This window comes from Vicinamibacterales bacterium (assembly GCA_036012125.1).
Lineage (GTDB): Bacteria > Acidobacteriota > Vicinamibacteria > Vicinamibacterales > UBA823 > UBA11600.
The window spans coordinates 131,817-154,993 of sequence record DASCOS010000034.1 but is presented as its reverse complement, the minus strand read 5'-3'; the positions used below and the strand labels follow the sequence as shown (position 1 = coordinate 154,993).

Sequence of the window (23,177 nt, the reverse complement as noted above, 5' to 3'; positions counted from 1 at the left end):
GGACGGTCGAGGTCACTGGGGAACACCCTCGTGTCTAATGATCTCAACGTTCGCCGGGATGGTGAACGAAAAATGAGAATCAGCAATACCCAGGTTTTCCTCAAGATTGCTGAATCGAAAGGTTGATATGCCGCCCTGCCGGTCAATCGAAATGAGCCGATGTAACATCAAGTTACTACGATCGACGACTAAAGTCAGTGAGGTATAGTCAGGCGTTGGAACAATCGGCTCAAGTCTCAGAGCGTAACTGTCGTTTGCGAGGTCTGGAAGTTCAACATACTCCGGACGAAAGTCTCTAACGAGGTTGCCTCGTCCGATCAGTAGCAATACTGCTGCACTAATTTCGTCGCCTTGTGGCATAGGGCTCACGGTGACTTGTGCTTCATCCAAAAAATAGGCGTACATTGTGCGCCCGTCGAAGACGAACAGTTTCTCTTCAGGTGTGTCGTAGTGCCATCGCATCTTCCCAGGCTTCTTAATCTGCACGGTGCCTTTCTCGGTCGCCGTCATTCGCAAGGCACCACCTTCATACACGTGGACGAAGTCAGCAGCGAAGTCACGGACTTGATCGTAATGTTGCTGGAGTAAGCCGGCGAGTGTCGTCGGGTCAGGACGAAGTGGTGTTTGAGCTAGAAGTGGTGAGGCCGGGGAGGAGTAGCAGAAGCTGAGCAATAATCCAGCCGTAAGTAATGCAAAAGCGTTTGGCACGAGGTCGACTACTGGTTAACCATGAGAAAGGATTGCTAACCCTTCAATGAGCCGGCCTTTGGGGGAGCCTGTACCGGTGCAGCTTTGGTATCGGTTGGATACTTAGCGGCCATCCATTCGGCGATCCCGCCTTTTAGAACACGGGCTTGGAATCCTTTTCGGATCAACGTAGCTGCGTACTTTGCACCCACTAGCTCTTCGGGATCAGAGTCGTAAGTAACGATTTCCCGACCACGTGGAAGGGTTGAAGGATCTGGTTCACGAAGCGCCCCAGGCAGAGTGACGGTACTGTGTTCGTAGGGATACTTCAGTCGTACGTCAACTATGATTGGCATCGACGACCCGACGCCCTCGAGGCGTTCTTTCAGTTCTTCCTTGGTGATTCGTGATATTGACATCTTGAGTATTGTCGCTGGCGCCGAAATGTACTGTCAAGGTGCCGTTGTATAGCACTGTAGTAAAAAATCTGATAGGGCAGAGTGGTGGACGGCAAGGGGCTCGAACCCTCGACCTCGGCGTTGCGAACGCCGCGCTCTCCCAACTGAGCTAGCCGCCCATTTCAAAGGAGCGCGCTGCCAACGGCACTACGTGCACTCGGGATTTTAGCATACGCTTAAAACCTGCTGTTTGAGCGGAAAGAAACTACCCTGGGAAATTGGAGTCACCAGAAATCAGATGGAATCTAGAACGTCAAGGTATTTTAGCGCTCCACCCGTGTTAAACAGAACAACCTTGTCTTCCGGTTTGATGGAGTTATTGCCAATTAATTTATGTAGGGCTCCAAGAGCGGCTCCACCTTCAGGCGCGGCGCTGATGCCTTCGTAGTGGCCGAGATCGCGCATATAACCAACCATGTCGACATCATCGACTGCGATCGCGCATCCGCCGCTTTCGCGAAGGGCTCTGAGGATGAGGAAGTCCCCAATGGCTTTCGGTACACGTAAGCCATCGGCAACGGTATGTGCGTTAATCCACGGTTCAGCGAATTCGGTGCCTTTCTCAAATGCTCTGACGATTGGTGCGCACCCAGACGCCTGTACGGTAACCATGCGTGGTCGCCGACCCTTTGAAACCCAGCCGATCGTTTCGAGCTCGTCCATTGCCTTCCACATGCCAACCATTCCCGTGCCTCCGCCGGTCGGGTAAATAATCCAATCTGGCCATTCCCAGTCAAGCTGCTCAGCTAATTCGTAGGCCATCGTCTTCTTGCCCTCTATTCGATAGGGCTCTTTTAAGGTAGATACATCGTACCATCCGAGTGGTCCACCTCTCTCTGCTGCTAAGCGGCCGGCGTCGGTGATCAGTCCATCAACCAGCGTGACGTCTGCACCATAAAGCTCGCATTCACGGATGAATGGTCGCTTGACATCTTTTGGCATAAAGACCTTTGCTGGGATACCAGCTTGCGCCGCATAGGCGGCCATTGCATTAGCAGCATTTCCGGCTGATGGTACTGACAAGGTATGGGCTTTTAACGCACGAGCTCGTGTTACAGCAGCTGACAGTCCGCGAGCTTTGAATGAGTTGGTCGGGTTGAGTGATTCGTCTTTGATGTAGAGTGCCTGTAAGCCGAGTTTTCGTCCAAGCGACTTTGCGTGGAAGAGTGGAGTGAAGCCTTCACCCAACGTAACCGGTTCGCCATCGCCCAGAAGAGGCATCATCTCTTTGTAGCGCCACATGGTTGGCGGTCGGTCCACTAGAGTCGACTTCTTCCAAATGTTGGCTACGCGGTCAAGATGGTAGCGAACTAACAACGGCATTCCACACGAACAGAGATGATGTTGCTCGTGAGGGTCTAGGGGAGTGGCTCCGCAATTGGCGGAGCACTCAAGATGCGATACGTATGACATGGACACTAGGTCGGCCGCCGGTGCTAACGGTTTAGGAGTTCGTCGTCTTTCTTCTCTTGAACATCATCAATACTTTTCACATGTTCATTGGTTAGTTCTTGAACATGCTCTAAGGCACGACGTTCTTCGTCTTCAGAGACGTTCTTATTCTTGAGCATTTTCTTGAGTTGGTCGTTCGCGTCGCGCCGTGCCTGGCGTACACCGTTTCGACTTTCCTCGGCAAGTTTGTGGACAACCTTCGACAACTCTTTACGGCGTTCATCGGTTAGGGGCGGAATCGGAATTCGGATCATCTTTCCATCGTTATTCGGGTTGAGGCCTAGATTGGCTGCTTGGATAGCTTTTTCAATTGCACCGCTCAAGGAGGGATCAAATGGCTGCACTGCGATAAGCATCGGCTCGGGAACGGACAAGCTGGCCACCTGGTTGAGTGGTACTGACGCGCCGTACGCATCAACGTGCACGCCGTCAAGAATCGTGATCGAGGCACGTCCTGTGCGCACGCCTGAGAGCTCTCGACGGGCGTGCTCGATCAGACTATTCATTCGCTTATCGACTTCAGCATAGAGCTCTTTCAGATTATTGACATCCATCGCGCCTCTTTCCGCAACTAGTTCAGACCTTCACTAGCGATCCAACCGACTCGCCCATAATGGCACGCATTAGGTTACCGGGTTGCTGGATGTTGAAAACGACGATCGGCAGACTATTATCCATGCAGAGCGAAATAGCAGTAGCATCCATGACCTTTAAGCCCTGTTCGAGGACCTCTATGTAAGAAATTGAATCAAAACGTGTCGCTTCAGGATCCTTTAGTGGATCAGCGGTGTAAATCCCATCAACTTTGGTACCCTTAAGAATGACATCGGCTCTGATCTCCATTGCACGGAGCGCAGCTGCCGTGTCCGTTGTGAAGTATGGATTACCAGTACCGGCGGCGAAGACGACGACACGCCTTTTCTCTAAATGGCGGATAGCTCGACGACGAATAAATGGCTCGGCGACTGCGCGCATCTCTACGGCGGTAACGACCCTGGTCACCACCTGAATTTGTTCAAGAGCGTCCTGTAGCGCAAGGGCATTAATGACCGTTGCCAGCATGCCCATATAGTCGGCAGTGCCCCGGTCCATTCCACGGGCAGTCGCAGCAAGTCCGCGAAAAATGTTTCCGCCACCAATGACGATGGCCACTTCGACGCCGAGCCGGTGCACCGCGGCAATTTCTTCAGCGATCTGTGTGGTTACGTTCGGATCAATTCCGAAGGACTCAGGTCCAAGGAGGGCTTCTCCAGAAAGCTTGAGGATGACACGCTGGTATGCTGGTGAGGGCATGATCGTGGAGATTATAGATCGCCAACCGACTCGTAGTGGATTAGCTTTACTGAAGTCATCGAAGGCGTCAGGCTTGTTCCTCGCCGATCTTAAATCTTGCGAAACGTGAGATCGTGACGTTCTCGCCCATTTTTGCGATCGCAGACGTAACAAGCTGGCCAACCGTTGTTTTTGGATCACGAATTGATGGTTGGTCGATCAATACAATTTCTGAGTAATAGTTTTCAAGCTTGCCTTCTAGAATCTTTTCGACCACATGAGGCGGCTTGCCCTTGTCTTCTAGTTGAGATTGAAAGATTCCTTTTTCCTGTTCAATCGTTTTGGCGGGCACGTCCTCTCGCCGAACATAAAGTGGGTTAGCCGCAGCCACATGCATAGCTAGCTCCTTTACGAGCTGCTGAAAGTCCTCCGTTCTTGCGACGAAATCGGTCTCGCAGTTTACCTCAATGAGCACGCCGATTTTACCGCCTGTATGGATGTAACTTCCTACAACGCCCTGATCGGTTGAACGGCCAGCGCGCTTAGCGGCCTTAGCGAGCCCACGTTTTCGTAGGATGGTCATCGCTTGTTCGGTGTCACCCTGAGCTTCGGTAAGGGCCGCCTTGCATTCCATAAAGCCCACTCCGGTCTTATCGCGTAGAACCTTAACGTCTGTGGCTGAGATACTCATCGACTTTCTCCAGGTGCTTGGCCCGCATGGCGAGCAATGTACAGAAAAAATGCCGGCGCGCAGCTGGGCCGGCTCGATCGAAGCTGGGCGCGTTATCCTTAGGCAGAAGCAGGGGTAGTTGCCTGCTCAGCACTAACCGCTTGACTCGCCGAGTCAGAAGGGGTGGTGTCGCCGGCCGCACGTTCCGATTGGCTAGATTCTCGAAGACCCCGTCCTTCGATAACGGCATCTGCGAACTTACCCACAATCAACTTGATAGCTCGCAACGCGTCGTCATTACCAGGGATAACATAATCGACGTCGTCCGGGTCGCAGTTCGTGTCGACGATACCTATGATCGGGATCTTGAGCTTCCTTGCCTCATCGACCGCAATTTTTTCCTTGCGCGTATCGACAACGAATACCGCGTCTGGCAGTTTTGACATCTTGCGGATGCCATCAAGATTTTTATGAAGTTTTCGCTTCTCCTTCTCGAGCCGTGAAATTTCCTTCTTCGACAGTGTTTCGTAGCGTCCATCGGTGCCCATTGCTTCCAGATCGCGAAGCCGTCCGATGCTTCGTTGAATCGTCGTGAAGTTAGTTAGTAGGCCACCCAGCCATCTCTGATTAACGAAGAACATTCCGCAGCGCCGTGCTTCTTCGATAACAACATCCTGAGCTTGACGTTTAGTGCCAACGAAAAGGATTGTGCGGCCTTCTGCGGCTAGCGAAGAAACGAACTGCGTTGCCTCATAAAAGAGCTTGGCTGTCTTGCTGAGGTCGATGATGTAAATGCCGTTCCGTTCCCCAAAGATGTACTCCTTCATCTTTGGGTTCCAGCGCCTCGTCTGATGGCCAAAATGGACACCAGACTCGAGGAGTTCCTTTAATTCGACTGCACTCAAGCGTCTTCTCCTACGCGGGTTTCCGCCGAATTCAGGTCCTGTCTTGTAATCACAATACTTTTATCGCTTGCTAAATTGGAATCGCTTGCGTGCACCGGCTAGACCATACTTTTTGCGTTCCTTGATTCGGGGATCGCGAGTCAGAAAGCCAGCTTGCTTGAGATCGGCGCGGAGGCTTGGGTTCGCTTTAACCAAAGCGCGTGCGATTCCTAACCGTAAGGCGCCGGCTTGCCCAGAAACGCCGCCACCAGTCGCCGTGGCCAGAACATCATACTGGCCAAGAGTTTCAGTCAGTTGCTGCGGTTGCAGAATTTGCATCCGAAGCACTTCGGTCGGAAAGCTCACATTCAGCGAACGCCGGTTGACCTGAATGTTACCGGTACCAGGGCGGAGAAAGACGCGAGCAGTGGACGTCTTCCGACGTCCGGTGCCGTAGAATTGACTATCTGCCAAGGTTACGCAACCTCAAGGGCGGTAGGTTTCTGGGCGGAGTGTGGGTGGTCCGGGCCAGCGTATACATTTAGCTTACGGTACATCGTGTTCCCTAGCTTTGTCTTGGGAAGCATGCCCCGCACTGCCTGTTCAACCAGACGGATTGGTTTCCGCTGACGAACAAGTCTTGCACTTTCTTCTCGAAGACCGCCTTGATAACCGCTGTGCCGTCGATAAAGTTTTTGGTCTTCTTTGCGACCACTCAATTTGACCTGTGCAGCGTTGACGACAATGACATGGTCACCAGTATCAATGAAAGTTGTGTACTGCGGACGGTGCTTACCCTGGAGGAGGCGTGCCGCGACCGTTGCGATCCGCCCAAGGATCTGACCCTCGGCGTCAATCAGATGCCACTTGCGCTCCAAGTTCTTCGATGACGCCACAAACGTTTTCATCAACTACCTCTACAGGAACCACCTCGTAACCGCAAACCCAAATGATACGGTCGATTACAGGTGGTGTCAAGGAATCAACCCCTCAAATGGGCGGCAAGAAGTACCGTTGGTAATTGCATTCGACACCGTTTCGACCTCGCTGCGATTCCTATTTGCTGACCGATGATTTTCTGAAGAGCTTAGCCAGTCGGACAATGGACAGTGTTACTCTGTTTGTTTGTGGTCGAAGGGCCGATAAGGCTCACCAGGTGGTTTAGTTTATGCTCCCAATTTGGTGGTCTGCGCAGGCCAATAGCATTCCGAAAATGTTTGGGTGATGGGTAAGCCGACTTCGAAGGATCTAACGAGGCGTCTTGAACGAGTCTGGGAAAAACTCGATGATGAACACCTAGATGCGTTTCTTGTTAGTCACGTACCGAATGTTCGATATCTCACAAACTTTGAGGGTTCTTCAGCATCCCTCCTGGTCTCTCGCACTGGCTGCATCTTGGTGACCGACGGTCGATATTTAACAGCTGCTCGGGAATTGCTTCAATCAAGTCATGGACCGAGTTACATCGAAGTGAGGTCTGTGGCTCATAGCTATGAGAGCACACTCGGAGACCTTCTGGTGTCGTCCAATGCTGAGAAGTTGGGCTTCGAATCAGACCGGTTGACTGTTCAAGCCCACATCTATCTATCCACTGCACTCGAGCGGGCATTGGCCTCCGGGCATTCAGTTCCCGAATTGGTGGCCACGTCTCGAGTTGTTGAGAAGGTGAGGGCTGTGAAGGATGACTATGAGCGGACTACCCTGCGTGAGGCTGGACGGCTTCTCTCAATGGTTGCAGTTGACATAAACCGTATTATCGAACCAGGTCGTCAGGAACGTGATGTAGCAATTGAGATTGATGCCAGCCTACGCAATGCTGGTTTCGAGCGGCCAGCATTTGATACCATCGTTGCCTCCGGCCCCAATAGTGCCCTACCACACGCACAACCAGGTACTAGAGTTTTCACAGAGGGTGACATAGTCCTGCTAGACTTCGGCGGGGTCCTCGACGGATACTGTGTTGACCTGAGCCGCGTGGCGACTATTGGGACGCCCAGTAAGGTTGCTCGACGTCTCCACTCAGCTGTCGCAGCTGCTCAGGAAGCGGCGATTGCTACGGTCCGTCCTGGTGTGTGGGCGAGTGAAGTTGATGGTGCAGCGCGCCGGGTGCTTGAGGAGAGTGGGCTCGGTGAGGCTTTCAACCATGGGACGGGACATGGCCTAGGCTTGGAGATTCACGAGGATCCGAGAATCTCGAAGCGTGATTCGGACCGCGAGCACGCTATGGCTGAAGGATCCGACGTGCTCTTGGTTCCCGGCATGGTGTTCACTGTTGAACCGGGGGCCTACGAGCCGGGTCAAGGTGGGGTACGTATCGAAGACGACGTTCTTGTGACCGACGAAGGGCATGAGTTACTTACAGACGTTAGACGGGATCTGTGGGTTCAGTCTTGAGTCTTAACCGACTACGGAAGCAAACATGACCAACAAAGTTGGGCGAAAAGAGTTGCACCTTAATAATCTTGACGAGATCAAGGAAATCATTGAGCTTGCTCAGGAGCATAACCTCTCAGAGTTCGAAATTGAGAAGGAAGGTGTCCGTCTCCGGATCAAGCGCGAGGGTTCGCATGACCATGGTGCCGTGACCGCTGTTTCGGCACCAGCGCCTGCTCTGATCGCCGCTCAGTCAGTTGAATCGACGTTTGGGACTGACGTGGATGGGTCCACTGATCTGTCAGTAGTTAAGTCGCCGATTGTTGGAACATTTTTTCGTGCTCCAGATCCTGAGGCTAAACCGTTCGTTGAGGTCGGCGACAAAGTGGGCAAAGGGCAAGTTTTGTGCATCATTGAAGCGATGAAGTTGATGAACGAGATCAATGCTGAAGAGGATGGCGAGATCGCCGAGATTCTTGTTGAAAACGGTCAGCCCGTTCAGTACGGTGACCAGCTGTTTTCCATGCGCGTCCGTCCAAGGGTCAGTTGAAACCGGACAAGTTCTGTCCTCATTCTTAATTTTCAAGCTAAATGTTCAAGAAGATCCTGATTGCCAATCGTGGTGAAATCGCACTTCGTGTCATCCACGCCTGTCGTGAGCTGGATATCAAGACGGTAGCGGTTTACTCCGACGCGGATGAGCACTCCGTCCATGTCGGTTTTGCTGATGAGTCAGTCTGTATCGGCCCTGCCAGAAGCATCGATAGCTATTTGAGCGTGCCAGCAGTGATCAGCGCTGCTGAGATCACTGGCGTTGACGCATTGCATCCCGGATATGGCTTTCTGTCGGAAAGTGCGTTTCTCGCCGAAGCCTGTGAGTCCTGTCGTATCAAATTCATTGGTCCCGATCAGACCGTGATGCGTCTGATGGGTGATAAGGCGAGGGCGCGCCGAGCGATGAAGAAAGCTGGTGTGAAGGTCCTCCCAGGTAGTGACGGGCCGGTCGAAGGGTTAGAGAAGGCTCAGGTTCTCGGTAAGAAGATTGGATTTCCGCTCATCATTAAGGCGACGGCTGGTGGTGGTGGGAGAGGGCTACGGGTGGTACGGTCATTCCCGGAATTGGAAGTGGCTTTCCAGACGGCTCAACACGAAGCTGAAGTGGCGTTTGGATTCCGCGATGTATATATCGAGAAATTCGTTGAAGCACCTCGACACATTGAAGTGCAGGTGCTCGCCGATCAACACGGTCATGTCATTCACCTCGGAGAACGTGAGTGTTCGATTCAACGTCGTCACCAGAAGATTCTCGAGGAGGCTCCATCGGTGGCCCTTACCAACCGGTTGCGCAAGAAGTTGGGAAAAACGGTTGTGCATGCTGCTAAGGCTGTGCAGTATCAAAATGCTGGAACCTTTGAGTTTCTTTTGGACGGCAAGCGTAACTTCTACTTCATAGAAGCGAATGCTCGGCTTCAGGTCGAACATCCTGTGACGGAAATGATCACAGGAATTGATATTGTCAAGGAGCAGATTCGGATCGCCGCTGGTGAGAAGTTGGGCTTCCAGCAGAGGGGGGTGAACTTTGACGGCCACTCGATCGAATGCCGAATCAATGCCGAGGACCCCGACACCTTCGTGCCATCGCCAGGAGTGATCGAGACGTTCAGTTTCTTAGGTGGCCCGGGTATTAGACTCGATACTTACGCGCATGCTGGCTGCACGGTGTCCCCGTTTTATGATTCGCTTGTGGCGAAGGTCGTCGCGCACGGGCGCGACCGCAACGAGGCAATTGCTCGTCTAAGGCGTACACTTGATATGACAGTCATCGAAGGGATCAAGACGAACATCCCTCTCCATCAAGCCATTCTGGAGGACCCTGGATTCGTGGCGGCCGAGTTTGATACGACCTTTCTGGAGCGGTTCCAGGCAAATCGACCACGTAAAGGTTTGGCTAAGGCTGTCTAGTTCTATTGTAGGCGTATCTGTCGCGTTACAAAACCTAAGTCCTAAGCGTGTCCATGCCGCTGTCCCCACTTTACGCAATTGTTGATGCTGATGTGTCATCCCGCCATGGCTGGGAGGTCACGCAGCTTGCCGAGGCCGTGATGCGTGGCGGGGCGCGGCTTGTGCAGCTGCGGGCCAAGTCAGTATCGAGCAAGACCTTTATGGTCTGGGCTGACACCATCGTCAACCTAGGCATTCGATATGGAGCGAGCATTATTTTGAACGATCGTGCCGATCTTGTCAGGCTTTCCGGTGCTCGCGGCCTCCACCTTGGTCAAGAGGACTTGCCGGTGGATGCCGCACGGCAGATCGTAGGACCGGAAGCTTTGATAGGCCTCTCGACCCACACCCTGCGACAACTCAATGTCGCCCTGTCCGGGCCGACCTCCTACGTGGCTGTTGGCCCAGTCTTTGAGACGCAGAGTAAGACGGCTTCCGATGCGGTTGTGGGGCTAGAGTTTGTCGCGCAAGCTGCCGAACGTGTCAAGGGCGTACCGCTTGTTGGTATTGGCGGTATTACCCTGGAGCGTGCACGTAGTGTGATCTGCGCTGGTGCAACGTCGGTTGCGGTAATCTCCGACCTGCTGACCGGGGGTAATCCGGAACGCCGAGCAGCTGAATTTCTCGACGCTCTCACTGATTGAGTAAGAGTTCTTGTCCTAGCTGCTTGTGTTAGTGCCCTCGAAGTATTCTTGAGTCAACTTCTTAACGGTTCCAACGAGGAAGATCAGGCCTATCAGATTTGGAAACGCCATAAATCCATTTAACAGCGTGCCGATAGCCCAGACCATAGGCACTGAAATGACCGAACCGACCATGACGAGCGCCGTGAACAGCACTCGGTAGATCAGGATCTTGTCCGAGCCGAACAGGAACTCGAAGCATTTTTCACCGTAGTAGCACCAGCCGATGAGCGTCGAAAAGCCAAAGAGGAAGGAGCACACCGCGACCATCAGGGAGGCAAACGGAATGCTGGTGCTCAGGGCGGCAGCGGTTAGATCGCCGCTTGCCTGTTGGTAACTTGGGTCTGTCCACAGGCCTGAGGAGAGAATGATGAATGCGGTCATCGAGCACACCAAGATTGTGTCGACGAAGACTTCAAAGATACCAACCAAGCCCTGCTCAGAGGGATGTTTTACATTGGCAATCCCGTGCGCGATCGGTGCGCTACCTAGCCCAGCTTCATTCGAGAGTACGCCACGGCTAATTCCAGCAGCCAAGGCCTGAGCGACTGAGGCGCCGACGAAGCCTCCAACCGCGGCCGAGGGTGAAAAAGCCCGGGAGATGATTAATCCAAACATTGCCGGCAGTTCGGTCACGTTCATCAGGATATAGACCATTGCCACTGCGAGATAGACAACGATCATCGACGGCACCAGCTTTTCCGCAACGGCAGCAATTCGCTTGATGCCGCCGATTAACACGAGTCCGACAGCGGTCGTGATCAGTATGCCGGGAAACCAGAGAGGCACGTCGAGGTTGAAAATTGTTCGCGCCGCTTCCACGAACGTTCGTGCGACTGTGTTCGACTGGGCCATGTTGCCTGTGCCAAGTAAACAAGCTACGGCGCCGAAGAACGCGAAGGCGTAAGCTAGCGGTTTCGCAAGCCACCCATAAGGGATTCCACCGGTGATGTAGTACATCGGACCCGCCGCCAATTCGCCTGTCTCACGGGTTACCCGGAAGTGGACGCCTAGAACCGCCTCAGCGTACTTCGTGGCCATGCCGACTGCTGCACAGACCCACATCCAAAAGATAGCCCCCGGTCCACCGATGATTATGGCGGTGGCTACGCCACCGATATTGCCATTGCCGACGGTTGAGGCGAGAGCTGTTGATAGAGCCTGAAACGGAGTGATGGTCCCGTCTTGGGCGGTATTCTTCTTAAAGGCTCCAGCGAATACCATGCGGAAGGCAGCTGGGAAACGGCGAATCTGCACCAACCCTGTTGTGATGGTAATGAGTCCACCCGTGGCCAAGAGAATTAGGGGAACCGCATACCACTCGTACACAGAACTTTCGATGGCTTGGATTTGCTGCGTCAGTTCTTCCACCCGCGGCTCCTTAAATCGAGATTAACGTTGGCGAATAATATCAGGCGATTAAGCTTTGTAAAGTGCCGAAGATGATAAGAAAAATGGCTGCTGGGCAAGCGTAGCGGATGAGTAGGCCCCAGAACTGACGTCCTGGAAACCACGCCTGTTCAGCCAAAAGCTCCTCGAGTGCACTGTCAATGCGCCAGACGTAACCGACGAATACTGCGGTCAGAAGTCCTCCAATCGGCAAGGCAAAATCGTTCCAGACCGTGATCATCAGTGTTAGGAAGTCGAGGCCGATAATTGGAAGACTCGTAAAAAAATTATTAGCGCCACTGGCTAGAACTGACGGAATGGCGAGGACAAAAGTCGCCATCATCACAACGAGCACCGCCCGAGTGCGGCTCCAACTGTGTGTGTCAATGAAATGAGCTACGGGAACCTCGAGGAGCGAAATCGCTGAAGTAAGAGCAGCCAAGGTTAACAAGATGAAGAAAGCGGCTCCAAAAAACTGGCCTCCAGGGAGAGATGCAAACAGCCTAGGTAGCACAACGAAGATGAGCCCGGGTCCTTGGCTGCTGGGGTCGAATCCAGGAATTGAGAATCCTGACGGGAAGATCATGAAGCCGGCAAGTAAAGCTAGGCAGGTGTCGATAACTACCACCATAACAGCCGCTTTAGCGATACCTTCACGTCGGGTTAGATAGCTTCCGTAAACCAACATTGTTCCAAGACCGAGACTCAATGAGAAGAACGCCTGACCCAGAGCAGCGTTGAGGGTGCCAAAATTCATTACCTTGCTGAAGTCTGGCTTCAGGTAATATGCGACCCCTTCGGCCGCGCCTGGCAGTGTGATGGCACGGATGGCTAGCCCGACCAGGAGAACCGCTAGCACTGGCATGAGAAATCTTGAGACGCGTTCGATGCCTGAGCGGATGCCTCCAAGCAATACAACAGCTGTGGCTGCCAGCATCACGAAGGTCAGCATTAGGTTGATAGGTGCACGAGCCGTAAATTCGGTGAAGAATGTGGCACTTTCGAGTGCTCCACTACTCACTGTGCCGGTTGCACTGAACCAGATGTAGGCGAGCACCCATCCAGCAATGACGGAGTAGAAAGATAGAACCCCGAATCCGGCTGCCACGCCGAGTGCGCCCGCCATCCACCACCTAGTTCTTGGGCTGAGTTTTGCGTACGCGCTGACAGGGTCACTCTTGGTATGTCGACCGATCGCCAGTTCGGCGATGAGAATGGGGAGGCAGATAAAAATTACGCAAGCTAGGTAGACCAAAACGAAGGCGCCGCCGCCGTTCTGTCCGACCTTTGTCGGGAAGCCCCAGATGTTTCCGAGGCCGACAGCCGACCCTGCCGCAGCCAGCACGAAACCGAACCGTGAACCCCACGTGCCACGATCACTGATAGTCAACAACGTCTCCAGGCTGCATGCTTGATCATATAGGGGCGGCGGCATTCTACTGAAGTTCCCACGGGTTCCAAAGCCGAAACTCCCACTATTACTGTAAAGATGATGTTTGGGGCTGTTAGAATGGGATTGTTTCGATGTCCTGTTGGTTTTTATCTAGTTGGTGGAAGGATCTAACTGTAGGCGTTTCGGTATGGCAGCCCGAGTCTTAGACGGTAGGTGCATCGCGGCCGATATTCGCGCAGAACTCATTGCACGCGTTGAGGCCTGTAGGCTGGCTGCTCGACGTCCTCCAACATTGGGAATCCTGCTCGTTGGAGATGATGCGGCGTCTGAAGTATATGTAAATACTAAGTCAAAAGCCGGTGACGCGTTGGGCTTGAAAGTTGATGTAGTTCGGTTACCGAAGACGGCCACGCTTGATAAAGCTAAGGAGGTCGTGTGCCGGTTCAATCGTAGTCAGGACCACGATGGCATCTTAGTTCAGGCACCTTTGCCCAGCGCGCTCGGGACTGCTGCAGAGAGCATGCTTTTTGAGGCGATTGATCCTACGAAAGACGTCGACGGTTTTCATCCAACCAACGTCGGCCGGTTAGCCCAGGGACGCTCTGTGTTTGCTCCTTGTACCCCTTCTGGAATTCTCGAACTCCTCGACCGGAGTGGTATCAATCTTAAAGGTCAGCGTGCTGTTGTGATCGGACGCAGCCAAATAGTTGGTAAGCCAGTTGCTCTCATGCTGCTTCATCGCCATGCCACGGTCACAGTTTGTCACTCGAAGACGCGCGACCTAAGTGCGGTGGCTAGAGAGGCTGATGTTCTCATCGCAGCATTGGGTCGACCAGCGTTCGTAACGTCGGAGTTTGTCAAGCCTGGGGCCACGGTGATCGATGTAGGAGTTAATCGCTTGGTAGATGAAGCTATTGTGAAGAACCTGCTGCTGCCTAGTTCACCTAGGCTTCAAACGTTTGCGCGACGTGGATCTCTATTGGTAGGAGACGTTCATCCAGCTGTTAGTGAAACGGCTGGCGCGTTGACGCCAGTGCCTGGGGGCGTCGGTCCCCTCACTGTTGCGATGTTGATGGTTAATACTGTCCGAGCCGCGGAAATGCATCTGGGAAAGGCCGTCTAACACAGCGGCTAGATCGCTTGATCTAGCTCCTGCACGAATCGGTCGATCTGTGCATCGGTCTCTTTCAGTGTTCCCTCTGTTGAAATCACAACATCAGCTCGTGCCGCCTTCTGCGCCGTTGGAAGTTGGATAGAAATTCGTTGCTGAGCGTCTTCTTTGCTGAGCCCATCCCGGGCCATGACACGTTGCAACTGTGTTTTGGCATCGCACGCAACGACAATGACCTTATCAAAATCATCGTCGTGTCCAGTTTCATAAAGTAGCGGGATGTCGGCAACGGCGGCACGGTGGATACGCGCCTGCGCTAGGTCATCAAGCCAGTTTCTAATCTCTGAATAGACGCGAGGATGAAGGATGCCCTCCAGGTCTTTTCGGGCTACTTCGTCGGAAAAGATAATTGAAGCGAGAGCCGCTCGATTGAGAGAACCATCAGTTTTCCAAATGCCTTTACTGAAGCGTTGACGTATGTCGCGCCAAGCTGGTTGACCAGGACGGACTACCTCTCTAGCGATTGTGTCTGCATCGACTGTCGGCAGCCCTAGGGTGGCAACTCGAACTCTAACGTGACTCTTGCCGGTCGCAAGTCCTCCCGTGAGGCCAATTCTTAGCATGCCGAAGTCCCAAGTGGGTTCATTCGCGTTCGCGGTGCGGATTCGTTGGTTCCTTTGCAGGTGCCATCCGTGCTTCGAGAAAGGTCTTCCACTCGTGGCACTGAGGACACTTCCATAACAGTTCCAAGCTTCGATAATGACAGTTTATGCAAATATGCGGGTCGAGGTAAAAGATAGCGCCACGGGTTAATTCAACGTAGCGCTGCACAAGAACCGTGTCGAAGTTGAGTTCAGTCAACGTTTGAAAAATCGATTGATGGATTGAAAGAGCGTGTGGATTGTGTATGAGCGCTTCAAGGAGGAGTTCCAGTGCGTCACGGACCGAGCCTCGCTCAGCTAGGTGCCGTGCTAGGGCCTGACGTGCCCGCCAGTCAAACGGGTTTGATGTGATCAACTGACGGCATAACTCCTGAAACTTCTTGGGGGAACCGATTTTAGGGTAGGCGTCGTCGAGTCGGTCGAAAGCTAGGTAAGCGTGACTTGGCTCTACGTTAATGATGTGTTCCCAAGCTGAGACCGCCCCTTTGGCGTCACCCGAGGCTAAGCGTACGTCACCTAGGTTTAGGTATGCCGGCACCGTGCTCTTGTCAAGCGCTATGGCCGACTCAAAGCGAGAGATAGCCTCCTTTACATCAGCCTTGGATCGAGCTTCTTGGCCGATCTCAGTTTCAAGGAAAGCAAGAATGGAACGATGGGAGGCCTGTGATTCGGGCTCGGCGACTGCCATCACGCGCTTCCGTATTGCGTAGGCTTCGGGCCACTGGTGTTGATCTTCGTAAAGCCTTCCTAGGTATAGTAGAGCATAGTGGTTATCAGAATCGAGCCGAAGAACTTCATTAAACGTTTCTAGCGCTCGATCGACGATACCGCCACGTTTAAAGTCAAGTCCAAGGCAAAGGAGCACATGCGCATGTTCGATAGTGCTAAGTCCTGATCGTTGCAGTAGGTCTTGGTGAACTTGGATCGCACGGGCGACCTGACCTTTTTCACGATAGAGGTTGCCCAGAATCATATGGACTTCAAGCGCGTCTGCGTCAAGGCCAGCAGCGTTACTCAGTTCCTCGATTGCCAGATCGACTTGGTTCGAGACTAGGAAGTTAAGACCAAGGATGTAATGGGGAGATTCCCTGGCTTTTCGACGATCAATCCAGCGACCCCCACGCAATTTATAGCGTTCCCAGGCCTTTCCAATGGTAAGGCCGATGAGTAAGGCTACTAACACGCTAACAAATGTGACAGAAGCTGTTTCATCCATGGGATAGATCGGATTCTGGGTCGGCTTGAGACTCAACAATCGGCGGCCAGAGCGATCGAGCTCTCAGGACGACTTCAATCAAATCACGTGCAGCACCTTCACCGCCGCGTGCCGAGCTGATCCAGTCGACCTTCTGTCTTACGCCAATAGCAGCGTCGGCTGGCGCAGCAGAGAGACCGACCCGGGCGAGCACTGCTAAGTCGAGTAAGTCATCGCCCATGTAAGCGACTTCAGTGTCAGTCAGCTGATAATTGGCTAGGACTTGTTCGTACGCGGAGAGCTTTACTGTGACTCCTTGGAGAACAATGGGCATTTCAAGTTGCTTGGTTCGTAACGTTGTCGCAACTGAAGTACGCGCTGAGAGAATGCCTGTTAGTAGACCGGCCCGATTGGCCCACATAATCGCTGCGCCGTCGCGGATATGAAAACATTTTGATTCGCTGCCATCCGGGTGTAGTTCTATTCGACCGTCGGTGAGAACACCGTCAACATCGAACAGCAGTAGGCGAATTCTCGAGGCTTTATTATGGACCGACATGGTGTTACTTTCGTTGTGCAACTAGAGTTCAGAATTGCTCAACTCGCCAGAGGTCGTGCACGTGCAACACCCCTTGGATAACACGGTTGACATCAACGACAACAAGTGACGTGATGCGCTTCGCTTCCATGGTATTTAGCGCTGTAACAGCGAGAGCGGTTCCCTGGATTGTGACTGGCGCCGAAGTCATGACATCGCTTGCAGCACAGGTGAGGAAATCAGCTGAGTCGTTCATATGTCGACGTAGATCGCCATCAGTGATGATTCCCAGAAGGCAATGGTCGGCATTGGCTACGCAGGTCATGCCAAGACCCTTACTCGACATTTCGTAGATTACGTCACGCATGGGAGTTGTGGACTCGACGCAGGGTAGCTGAGGACCACCGTGCATTAGTTGGTCGACTCTCATTAGGCGCTCGCCGAGCTTCCCGCCAGGATGGTTTATCGCGAAGTCCTCCTGCTGGAAACCCTTTCTGACGCTGAGTACCATAGCTAGTGCGTCCCCTATAGCCAACGACGCGGTGGTACTGGCAGTCGGCACTAGATTGAGCGGACAAGCTTCTTCACCAACTCGACAGTTGAGAGTGACGTCCGCGGCCCGGCCAAGTGCTGATGAAGGATTGCCAGTAACGGCGATCAAGCGTATGTCTCGACGCCGGATCGTTTCGAGCAGTCGTAATAGCTCATCTGTTTCCCCGCTGTAAGAGAGCGCGAGTACGGCATCGTCGGGTTGGACCGCCCCAAGATCGCCGTGGATGGCCTCGGCCGGATGCAAGAAGAATGCAGGAGTCCCCGTACTTGAAAGCGTTGCAGCAATTTTTCGACAGATGATGCCTGACTTTCCCATGCCGGTAACGATGATTGTTCCTGAGCAGCGCTGGAGCAAGTCAACCGCGCGTTCGAATGCTGTGTCGAGACGATCAAGAAGCGCTAAGATGGCCGCAGCCTCAGTTTCGAGAACCTGACGCGCCAACGTCAGGCCGGCATTGTTTCCAGAGTCCGAAGCGGGCTGGTCTGGCATGTTGGCTTTTCGCGAATTACACACGCGTCGGAGTTGTCCGCACCACATCGTCAATTCGGACGAGGCGTTGCAGTAGCGGTTCTAATTCGTCGAGTGGACACGCGTTCGGTCCATCGCTCATAGCCTTAGTGGGGGAATCATGGATTTCGAGAAATAGTCCATCGATTCCGGCAGCCACTCCAGCAGAAGCAAGAGGTGTGATGAATTCGGCTTGACCGCTTGACTCACCATCCGCGCCGCCGGGCAGTTGAAGGCTGTGAGTTACATCGAAGACCACAGGTACTCCCAAACTACGAAGCTGAGGAAAGGCACGCATATCGACCATAAGGTTGTTGTATCCGAATGTAACCCCTCGCTCTGTCACAACTACCTGACTATTACCGCTCTCAGTAATTTTTGCGATTGCATAACGCATGTCCCCTGGTGCTAAGAATTGTCCCTTTTTTAGGTTAACAGGTCGGCCAGTTCGAGCGGCTGCAATCAGGAGATCGGTTTGGCGTGAGAGAAACGCAGGAATTTGCAAGGCGTCAGCTACCTCGGCGACCGGTGCAGCCTGTGCTGCCTCGTGAATGTCTGTGAGAATCGGAAGGTCTAGCTCACGTTTGACGCGGTCAAGGATACGGAGGCCCTCATCGATTCCAGGACCACGAAAGGAATGAAGTGATGTTCGGTTCGCCTTATCGAATGATGCCTTGAAGACTAGTGGAACGTTCTGGCGTGAAGTGATTGTCTTAATACGTTCACCTAGCGACAAAGCGTGCGCCTCGCTCTCGATAACACAGGGTCCACCGATCAGCGCAAGGCGATGGTTTCCGCCAAATCCGATGCCTCCGACTGTGACCGTTTCCATTGGTTCATTATAAACCGGCGTCGGATGTGACAGAGTCATTACAACGGTCATTTAGCCAGGGATGGAGCGGTTTCGGTTTGGCTTGAGATACCCCGTTTATGCTGGTAGCTAGCACCAACGAAGTGGTCGAACAGGGGGTGTGGCTGGAGGGGCTTCGACTTAAATTCTGGGTGAAACTGGACTGCCACGTACCACGGATGTTCTGGCAATTCGAGTACCTCAACGAATTTACCATCGGGAGATTGTCCAGCTATTCGTAGACCATGTTCCGCTAGTGGTTGCTCATATTCGCGGTTGAATTCGTACCGGTGGCGGTGCCGTTCGCTAATCTGACGCTTACCGTAGGCCGCGAACGACTTTGAGTCGGCTGTGAGCTCACAAGCGTACGCACCGAGCCGCATGGTTCCACCCAAATCATCCACTCCGAGGAGATCGCGTAATTTGTAGATAACCTTGTGCGGTGTATTAGGTGAGCACTCAGTGGAATCCGCGTCCCGTAAGCCACAAACGTTTCGTGCGAACTCCACTGCGGCCCACTGGAAGCCGTAACAGATCCCAAAATAGGGAATTAATCGTTCTCGGGCAATTCGAGTAGCGCACATCATGCCTCGGCTACCACGATCTCCAAAACCACCGGGCACAAGAATGCCATCAGCGTCATCTAGTAATTGTTCGCCGTCGGGAACCTCAAGCTCTTCGGATTCAATGCATTTAATCTTAATCTTTAAACCATGCTTAAAGCCCGCGTGGTAGACCGCTTCGTTTAGACTCTTATAGGAATCCTCGTAGCCCACGTACTTACCAACCACGCAGATCGTCAGGTTGTCTTTTGGGTGCTGAATCCGATTCACGAGGTCTTCCCACGCCCGCATGTTACGCCGCTCGTTAGATAGGTTGAGATGTTTAAGAGCTATGCGGTCAAGTCCTTCAGCTGCGAGGACGAGGGGCACCTTGTAAATGTTGTCAACATCCCGTGCCGTGATAACGGCTTCTTCGCTGACGTCACAGAACAGAGCGATTTTCTTCTTAATTTCGGTTTCGAGTATCCGGTCAGTTCGACATAGCAGAATGTCGGGTTGAATGCCAATAGCACGAAGATCGCGAACACTGTGCTGGGTTGGCTTGGTCTTGACTTCACCTGCTGTGCCAATAAAGGGCACTAATGTTAAGTGGACGTAAAGGGTGTTTTCGCGACCTACGTCCTGACGCATTTGACGGATTGCTTCGAGGAAAGGCTGGCTCTCGATGTCGCCGACAGTCCCGCCGACCTCCACGAGAACGACGTCAGCCTCGTCGGAGACACCACGAATGTTTCTCTTAATCTCATCAGTGATGTGTGGGATTATCTGCACGGTGCGACCGAGATAATCACCTCGGCGCTCTTTATTAATTACAGACAGGAAAATTTTTCCGGTTGTCCAATTGTGATTACGTGTCGTGATCGTACTGGTGAAGCGCTCATAGTGTCCGAGATCTAGGTCGGTTTCTGCGCCGTCGTTGGTGACATACACTTCACCGTGCTGGTATGGGCTCATTGTTCCGGGATCGACATTGACGTAAGGATCGAACTTCAGCATCGTTACCTTGTGCCCGTGCCCTTCGAGCAAGCAACCCAGTGACGCTGCGGCCAATCCTTTACCTAAGGATGACACCACGCCACCCGTCACGAAAATGTATTTAGTTGGCCGTTCTTTCCTATCCTGCGAAGGCTCGGTCACGATCGAACTCCTTAGGTCAAAGACCGACGAACCCGTTCGACATCTTCGGGTGTGTCAACTCCAAATGAATCACTCTTTGCCTCAACGGTCCTGATTGTGTAGCCGTGTTCCAGTACGCGAAGTTGTTCAAGCGACTCGGCGGTTTCAAGTGGCATGGGTGGCAATGTTGCCAACTCGAGTAGGAGATGTCTCCTATAAACGTAGAGCCCGATATGTTTATAGAAAATCGGTTCCACAGGGGACACTGAATGAGGGATCTTGTGTCGAGAGAAGTACAAGGCGTCTCCGTGACTATCGACGACGACCTTCACGATACTCGGATTCGCTAACTCTGCGGGTTCTGTAATTTGTCTACGCAGTGTGCACATTTGCACTGATGGCTCAGAACGAACCATTTCAAGTGCTTCCTTAATCATCGAAGGTTCGATGAGCGGTTCATCGCCCTGTATGTTGACAACGATGGCGCAGGGCAATCTCGCGGCGACTTCAGCAACTCGTTCTGTGCCAGAGCGATGGGTTGACTGAGTCCTCTCGGCGTGCCCACCGAAACCCAGAACGGCACTGATAATCCGGTCGTCGTCAGTTGCGACGATGACTGCATCAAGTTCTGGAACCGAAGATGCACGCCTGTAGACGTGCTCAATCATCGGTTTACCGGCGAGGTCGATGAGTGCTTTTCCTGGAAGTCGTGAGGACGCGTAACGAGCAGGGATGATAGCGACGATCGAAGACTTGGTGAGAGTCTTGAGGGAACTAAAGGTTGTTGAAGGGTGCACGACGAATGTTACCACAAATGATTTCGTGGGTCGACGAAGTGCTAGAGAGTGACGACATCTGAATAGCTTTTCCCAACTTCTTTTCTCACGAACTGTCCTAAATCCGCACCAGTTGGGCCGACTTGATGGCTGGCACAGCCCGGAGCGTGTCGAGAAGTCCCTCATCTAATTCACGGTTACCGGAATCCATCGAATCATCGATGCTAATAACGGAAACTGCCCCGGCCGGACCTCGACCCAGAGCGAAGCGTGCGATGTTGACTCCGCATTTAGCTAGGATCGACCCCACAGCGCCAACCACGCCAGGTTCGTCGAGATTACGGATCACAATGTGGGTACCTTCGAGACCGGCCTCGATTTCAACACCGTCAAGTAGGACAATACGGGCCCCGCCATGCTCAAAAATGGCACCCTCGACCCATAACTCGCCGTTGGAAGTATTTAATTTCACGGACATGAGGCTAGTGAAATTTCGGGGTCGAGGACTGCGTGACTCGACTACGTCCACACCACGACCCTCAGCTACTGAGCGTGCGTTGATTAGGGTGATCGTGTCCGAAAGCATTGTTTGGAAGAGACCCTTCAGTACGGCTCCAACTAGCGGTTCATTAGTGCCGGTGGTAAGACCTCCGTAATATCTGATGTTCACGGTTCCGGTTCTGCCGGTCGCCAGTTGAGCGACAAAAGCGCCTAGTTTCTCAGCTAGGTTAACAAAAGGCTGGAGCCGCTTGAGTTCTTCCAGCGGAATTGACGGGAAATTGACAGCGTTTTGCACGATACCGAGTTGGAGATAGTCGCGAATTCCTGCGGCCGTCTCTGCGCCGACTAGTTGCTGGGCTTCTTGGGTAGAGCCAGCAATGTGCGGTGTTGCAACGACTTGGGGCAGTGCGATGAGACGGGAATCGATGGGCGGCTCACACTCAAACACGTCGAGCCCAGCACCACCAACTTGTCCCGATTCAATAGCATCCGCTAATGCGGACTCATCGATGAGGTCGCCACGAGAAGTGTTAATGAGGTGTGAACCGTATTTAAGTTTGGCCAGTTGCTTAGCGTTGAACATCCGACGGGTTGTGGCTGTTAGAGGTAGATGAAGGCTCACGAAATCGGATTGGACGCATAGCTCGTCGAGGGTTAGTAGTTCGACGTCGAGACTTCTCGCCAGCTGTTCCGAGATATAAGGATCATGAGCAACAACATGCATACCGAAGGCGCGGCCACGAAATGCAACTTCCTGTCCAACCCGACCCAATCCGACTAGGCCGAGATTCTTACCGCGCAGCTCTATACCTACCAGTTCTTTTTTTGTCCATTGACCCTGCTTCATCGCCGTATCGGCGCGGGCAATGGAACGTCCTGAGGCAAGCATGAGTGCACAGGTGTGTTCGGCGACACTGACGCTGTTCGCACCGGGAGCGTTGATAATGAGAATTCCTCGGGCGCTGGCAGCTCCAACGTCGATGTTCTCAACGCCTGTGCCTGCACGTGCAATGACCTTCAGTTGGGGTGCTGAGGCCAGTAGTTCGGCGTCCACCTGGGTGTTGCTTCGCACGATCAGGCCATCCGCGTCTTTCAGATCGTGCAGTAGTTTCTCACGTGATCTTCTATCACGAGCGTCAACTTTCCAGCCCATCTGACGAAGTAAATCGGCAGCGGAATCAGGCAGGCTATCGGCAATAACAATCTTAAGCGGGTAGGGCTTGACGGGTGTCCCACCCGATATGTTCTCAGTTCCCATGTATGGTTAATCAGTGGTCATAAGCGATGATCGACCGTCCAAAATGGTGGTGGTAACGTGCCATCATTCACTACGGGTCGGTGAACAACGATGAGTGTATACAGTATAATGTGCCCGGCTTGCTGCCACCTCCGCGCAGTTGAGGACACCTTGTCGCACCACGATGGTGCAAAGCGCTGGAAAGCCTTAGTTGATGCGGCGTACTAAAGTCGACGGGAGCTTTTTCCACAGGCTTTTCCACAGATTCTGTGAATATCTTTTGTTAACGTCTGGGGTTCTGACCTA

Annotated in this window: 24 protein-coding genes and 1 tRNA gene; 5 read left to right on the top strand and 20 right to left on the bottom strand. The window is 53.0% G+C overall.

Features of this window, described 5'->3' with window-relative positions; all coding sequences use genetic code 11:
* Nucleotides 1-12: 12 nt before the first annotated feature.
* The 10 genes from QGH09_10370 to rplM all read right to left on the bottom strand — a co-directional run bounded on the left by QGH09_10370 (nucleotide 13) and on the right by rplM (nucleotide 6,331).
* Entirely contained in the window at nucleotides 13-708 is a 696-nt protein-coding gene (locus tag QGH09_10370) for an outer membrane lipoprotein carrier protein LolA (GenBank protein HJO18590.1), read from the bottom strand.
* Between the two features lie 35 nt (nucleotides 709-743).
* The gene (locus QGH09_10365) at nucleotides 744-1,106 is read right to left on the bottom strand and encodes a rhodanese-like sulfurtransferase (GenBank protein HJO18589.1); all 363 of its coding nucleotides are present in this window, start codon (nucleotides 1,104-1,106) and stop codon (nucleotides 744-746) included.
* An 82-nt stretch (nucleotides 1,107-1,188) separates the two neighbouring features.
* A tRNA-Ala gene (locus QGH09_10360) sits at nucleotides 1,189-1,264 on the bottom strand.
* A gap of 115 nt (nucleotides 1,265-1,379) precedes the next feature.
* Nucleotides 1,380-2,558, bottom strand: coding sequence for a threonine synthase (locus QGH09_10355; protein ID HJO18588.1), 1,179 nt, complete (start codon nucleotides 2,556-2,558; stop codon nucleotides 1,380-1,382).
* Nucleotides 2,559-2,581: 23 nt separating this feature from the next.
* Nucleotides 2,582-3,151, bottom strand: a complete 570-nt coding sequence (frr, locus tag QGH09_10350) for a ribosome recycling factor (protein ID HJO18587.1) — start codon at nucleotides 3,149-3,151, stop codon at nucleotides 2,582-2,584.
* Between the two features lie 22 nt (nucleotides 3,152-3,173).
* Nucleotides 3,174-3,890, bottom strand: coding sequence for a UMP kinase (gene pyrH / locus QGH09_10345; GenBank protein HJO18586.1), 717 nt, complete (start codon nucleotides 3,888-3,890; stop codon nucleotides 3,174-3,176).
* 67 nt (nucleotides 3,891-3,957) lie between these two features.
* Nucleotides 3,958-4,560, bottom strand: coding sequence for a translation elongation factor Ts (gene tsf, locus QGH09_10340; GenBank protein HJO18585.1), 603 nt, complete (start codon nucleotides 4,558-4,560; stop codon nucleotides 3,958-3,960).
* 98 nt (nucleotides 4,561-4,658) lie between these two features.
* Complete coding sequence (rpsB, locus tag QGH09_10335) at nucleotides 4,659-5,444, bottom strand: 30S ribosomal protein S2 (GenBank protein ID HJO18584.1); 786 nt, start codon at nucleotides 5,442-5,444, stop codon at nucleotides 4,659-4,661.
* A 60-nt stretch (nucleotides 5,445-5,504) separates the two neighbouring features.
* The gene (gene rpsI, locus QGH09_10330) at nucleotides 5,505-5,897 is read right to left on the bottom strand and encodes a 30S ribosomal protein S9 (protein HJO18583.1); all 393 of its coding nucleotides are present in this window, start codon (nucleotides 5,895-5,897) and stop codon (nucleotides 5,505-5,507) included.
* Nucleotides 5,898-5,899: 2 nt separating this feature from the next.
* The gene (gene rplM / locus QGH09_10325; GenBank protein HJO18582.1) at nucleotides 5,900-6,331 is read right to left on the bottom strand and encodes a 50S ribosomal protein L13; all 432 of its coding nucleotides are present in this window, start codon (nucleotides 6,329-6,331) and stop codon (nucleotides 5,900-5,902) included.
* A 316-nt stretch (nucleotides 6,332-6,647) separates the two neighbouring features.
* Here rplM and QGH09_10320 point away from each other — a divergent pair, with 316 nt between their 5' ends.
* From QGH09_10320 to thiE, 4 genes are read left to right on the top strand one after another with little or no spacing between them, the layout of a single operon-like run.
* On the top strand, nucleotides 6,648-7,817 hold the full coding sequence (locus QGH09_10320) for a Xaa-Pro peptidase family protein (GenBank protein HJO18581.1): 1,170 nt from the start codon (nucleotides 6,648-6,650) through the stop codon (nucleotides 7,815-7,817).
* A 25-nt stretch (nucleotides 7,818-7,842) separates the two neighbouring features.
* The gene (gene accB / locus QGH09_10315) at nucleotides 7,843-8,346 is read left to right on the top strand and encodes an acetyl-CoA carboxylase biotin carboxyl carrier protein (GenBank protein HJO18580.1); all 504 of its coding nucleotides are present in this window, start codon (nucleotides 7,843-7,845) and stop codon (nucleotides 8,344-8,346) included.
* A gap of 41 nt (nucleotides 8,347-8,387) precedes the next feature.
* The gene (gene accC, locus QGH09_10310; protein ID HJO18579.1) at nucleotides 8,388-9,758 is read left to right on the top strand and encodes an acetyl-CoA carboxylase biotin carboxylase subunit; all 1,371 of its coding nucleotides are present in this window, start codon (nucleotides 8,388-8,390) and stop codon (nucleotides 9,756-9,758) included.
* Nucleotides 9,759-9,811: 53 nt separating this feature from the next.
* Complete coding sequence (thiE, locus tag QGH09_10305; protein ID HJO18578.1) at nucleotides 9,812-10,441, top strand: thiamine phosphate synthase; 630 nt, start codon at nucleotides 9,812-9,814, stop codon at nucleotides 10,439-10,441.
* 15 nt (nucleotides 10,442-10,456) lie between these two features.
* Here the strand turns inward: thiE and QGH09_10300 are convergent, their stop codons facing one another.
* Together QGH09_10300 and QGH09_10295 are read right to left on the bottom strand one after the other, a co-directional pair.
* A complete protein-coding gene (locus QGH09_10300) occupies nucleotides 10,457-11,851 on the bottom strand; it encodes a sodium:alanine symporter family protein (GenBank protein HJO18577.1) in 1,395 nt (464 codons plus the stop codon).
* Nucleotides 11,852-11,891: 40 nt separating this feature from the next.
* Nucleotides 11,892-13,259, bottom strand: coding sequence for a sodium-dependent transporter (locus tag QGH09_10295; GenBank protein ID HJO18576.1), 1,368 nt, complete (start codon nucleotides 13,257-13,259; stop codon nucleotides 11,892-11,894).
* 190 nt (nucleotides 13,260-13,449) lie between these two features.
* Here QGH09_10295 and QGH09_10290 point away from each other — a divergent pair, with 190 nt between their 5' ends.
* A complete protein-coding gene (locus QGH09_10290; GenBank protein HJO18575.1) occupies nucleotides 13,450-14,385 on the top strand; it encodes a bifunctional 5,10-methylenetetrahydrofolate dehydrogenase/5,10-methenyltetrahydrofolate cyclohydrolase in 936 nt (311 codons plus the stop codon).
* An 8-nt stretch (nucleotides 14,386-14,393) separates the two neighbouring features.
* Here QGH09_10290 and coaE read toward each other — a convergent pair whose 3' ends face one another.
* From coaE to serA, 8 genes are all read right to left on the bottom strand, one after another.
* On the bottom strand, nucleotides 14,394-14,996 hold the full coding sequence (gene coaE / locus QGH09_10285) for a dephospho-CoA kinase (GenBank protein HJO18574.1): 603 nt from the start codon (nucleotides 14,994-14,996) through the stop codon (nucleotides 14,394-14,396).
* A gap of 19 nt (nucleotides 14,997-15,015) precedes the next feature.
* Nucleotides 15,016-16,251, bottom strand: coding sequence for a tetratricopeptide repeat protein (locus QGH09_10280; GenBank protein HJO18573.1), 1,236 nt, complete (start codon nucleotides 16,249-16,251; stop codon nucleotides 15,016-15,018).
* Nucleotides 16,244-16,789, bottom strand: coding sequence for an HAD-IIIA family hydrolase (locus QGH09_10275; GenBank protein HJO18572.1), 546 nt, complete (start codon nucleotides 16,787-16,789; stop codon nucleotides 16,244-16,246). Before QGH09_10275 ends, QGH09_10280 begins: the two co-directional genes overlap by 8 nt.
* 28 nt (nucleotides 16,790-16,817) lie before the next feature.
* The gene (locus QGH09_10270; protein HJO18571.1) at nucleotides 16,818-17,810 is read right to left on the bottom strand and encodes a KpsF/GutQ family sugar-phosphate isomerase; all 993 of its coding nucleotides are present in this window, start codon (nucleotides 17,808-17,810) and stop codon (nucleotides 16,818-16,820) included.
* 16 nt (nucleotides 17,811-17,826) lie between these two features.
* A complete protein-coding gene (gene kdsA / locus QGH09_10265; protein HJO18570.1) occupies nucleotides 17,827-18,699 on the bottom strand; it encodes a 3-deoxy-8-phosphooctulonate synthase in 873 nt (290 codons plus the stop codon).
* Between the two features lie 8 nt (nucleotides 18,700-18,707).
* Complete coding sequence (locus QGH09_10260) at nucleotides 18,708-20,378, bottom strand: CTP synthase (GenBank protein ID HJO18569.1); 1,671 nt, start codon at nucleotides 20,376-20,378, stop codon at nucleotides 18,708-18,710.
* 11 nt (nucleotides 20,379-20,389) lie between these two features.
* Nucleotides 20,390-21,169: a 3-deoxy-manno-octulosonate cytidylyltransferase gene (kdsB, locus tag QGH09_10255; GenBank protein ID HJO18568.1), complete on the bottom strand. Its 780-nt coding sequence runs from the start codon at nucleotides 21,167-21,169 to the stop codon at nucleotides 20,390-20,392.
* A gap of 82 nt (nucleotides 21,170-21,251) precedes the next feature.
* Entirely contained in the window at nucleotides 21,252-22,892 is a 1,641-nt protein-coding gene (gene serA, locus QGH09_10250) for a phosphoglycerate dehydrogenase (GenBank protein ID HJO18567.1), read from the bottom strand.
* Nucleotides 22,893-23,177 lie beyond the last annotated feature (285 nt).

Bases quoted from the DNA above. Each gene is read 5' to 3' on its own strand.
- QGH09_10365 (HJO18589.1), bottom strand. From the start codon at position 1,106: ATGTCAATATCACGAATCACCAAGGAAGAACTGAAAGAACGCCTCGAG.
- QGH09_10355 (HJO18588.1), bottom strand. From the start codon at position 2,558: ATGTCATACGTATCGCATCTTGAGTGCTCCGCCAATTGCGGAGCCACT.
- frr (HJO18587.1), bottom strand. From the start codon at position 3,151: ATGGATGTCAATAATCTGAAAGAGCTCTATGCTGAAGTCGATAAGCGA.
- pyrH (HJO18586.1), bottom strand. From the start codon at position 3,890: ATGCCCTCACCAGCATACCAGCGTGTCATCCTCAAGCTTTCTGGAGAA.
- tsf (HJO18585.1), bottom strand. From the start codon at position 4,560: ATGAGTATCTCAGCCACAGACGTTAAGGTTCTACGCGATAAGACCGGA.
- rplM (HJO18582.1), bottom strand. From the start codon at position 6,331: ATGAAAACGTTTGTGGCGTCATCGAAGAACTTGGAGCGCAAGTGGCAT.
- QGH09_10320 (HJO18581.1), top strand. From the start codon at position 6,648: ATGGGTAAGCCGACTTCGAAGGATCTAACGAGGCGTCTTGAACGAGTC.
- accB (HJO18580.1), top strand. From the start codon at position 7,843: ATGACCAACAAAGTTGGGCGAAAAGAGTTGCACCTTAATAATCTTGAC.
- accC (HJO18579.1), top strand. From the start codon at position 8,388: ATGTTCAAGAAGATCCTGATTGCCAATCGTGGTGAAATCGCACTTCGT.
- thiE (HJO18578.1), top strand. From the start codon at position 9,812: ATGCCGCTGTCCCCACTTTACGCAATTGTTGATGCTGATGTGTCATCC.
- QGH09_10290 (HJO18575.1), top strand. From the start codon at position 13,450: ATGGCAGCCCGAGTCTTAGACGGTAGGTGCATCGCGGCCGATATTCGC.
- coaE (HJO18574.1), bottom strand. From the start codon at position 14,996: ATGCTAAGAATTGGCCTCACGGGAGGACTTGCGACCGGCAAGAGTCAC.
- QGH09_10280 (HJO18573.1), bottom strand. From the start codon at position 16,251: ATGGATGAAACAGCTTCTGTCACATTTGTTAGCGTGTTAGTAGCCTTA.
- QGH09_10275 (HJO18572.1), bottom strand. From the start codon at position 16,789: ATGTCGGTCCATAATAAAGCCTCGAGAATTCGCCTACTGCTGTTCGAT.
- QGH09_10270 (HJO18571.1), bottom strand. From the start codon at position 17,810: ATGCCAGACCAGCCCGCTTCGGACTCTGGAAACAATGCCGGCCTGACG.
- kdsA (HJO18570.1), bottom strand. From the start codon at position 18,699: ATGACTCTGTCACATCCGACGCCGGTTTATAATGAACCAATGGAAACG.
- serA (HJO18567.1), bottom strand. From the start codon at position 22,892: ATGGGAACTGAGAACATATCGGGTGGGACACCCGTCAAGCCCTACCCG.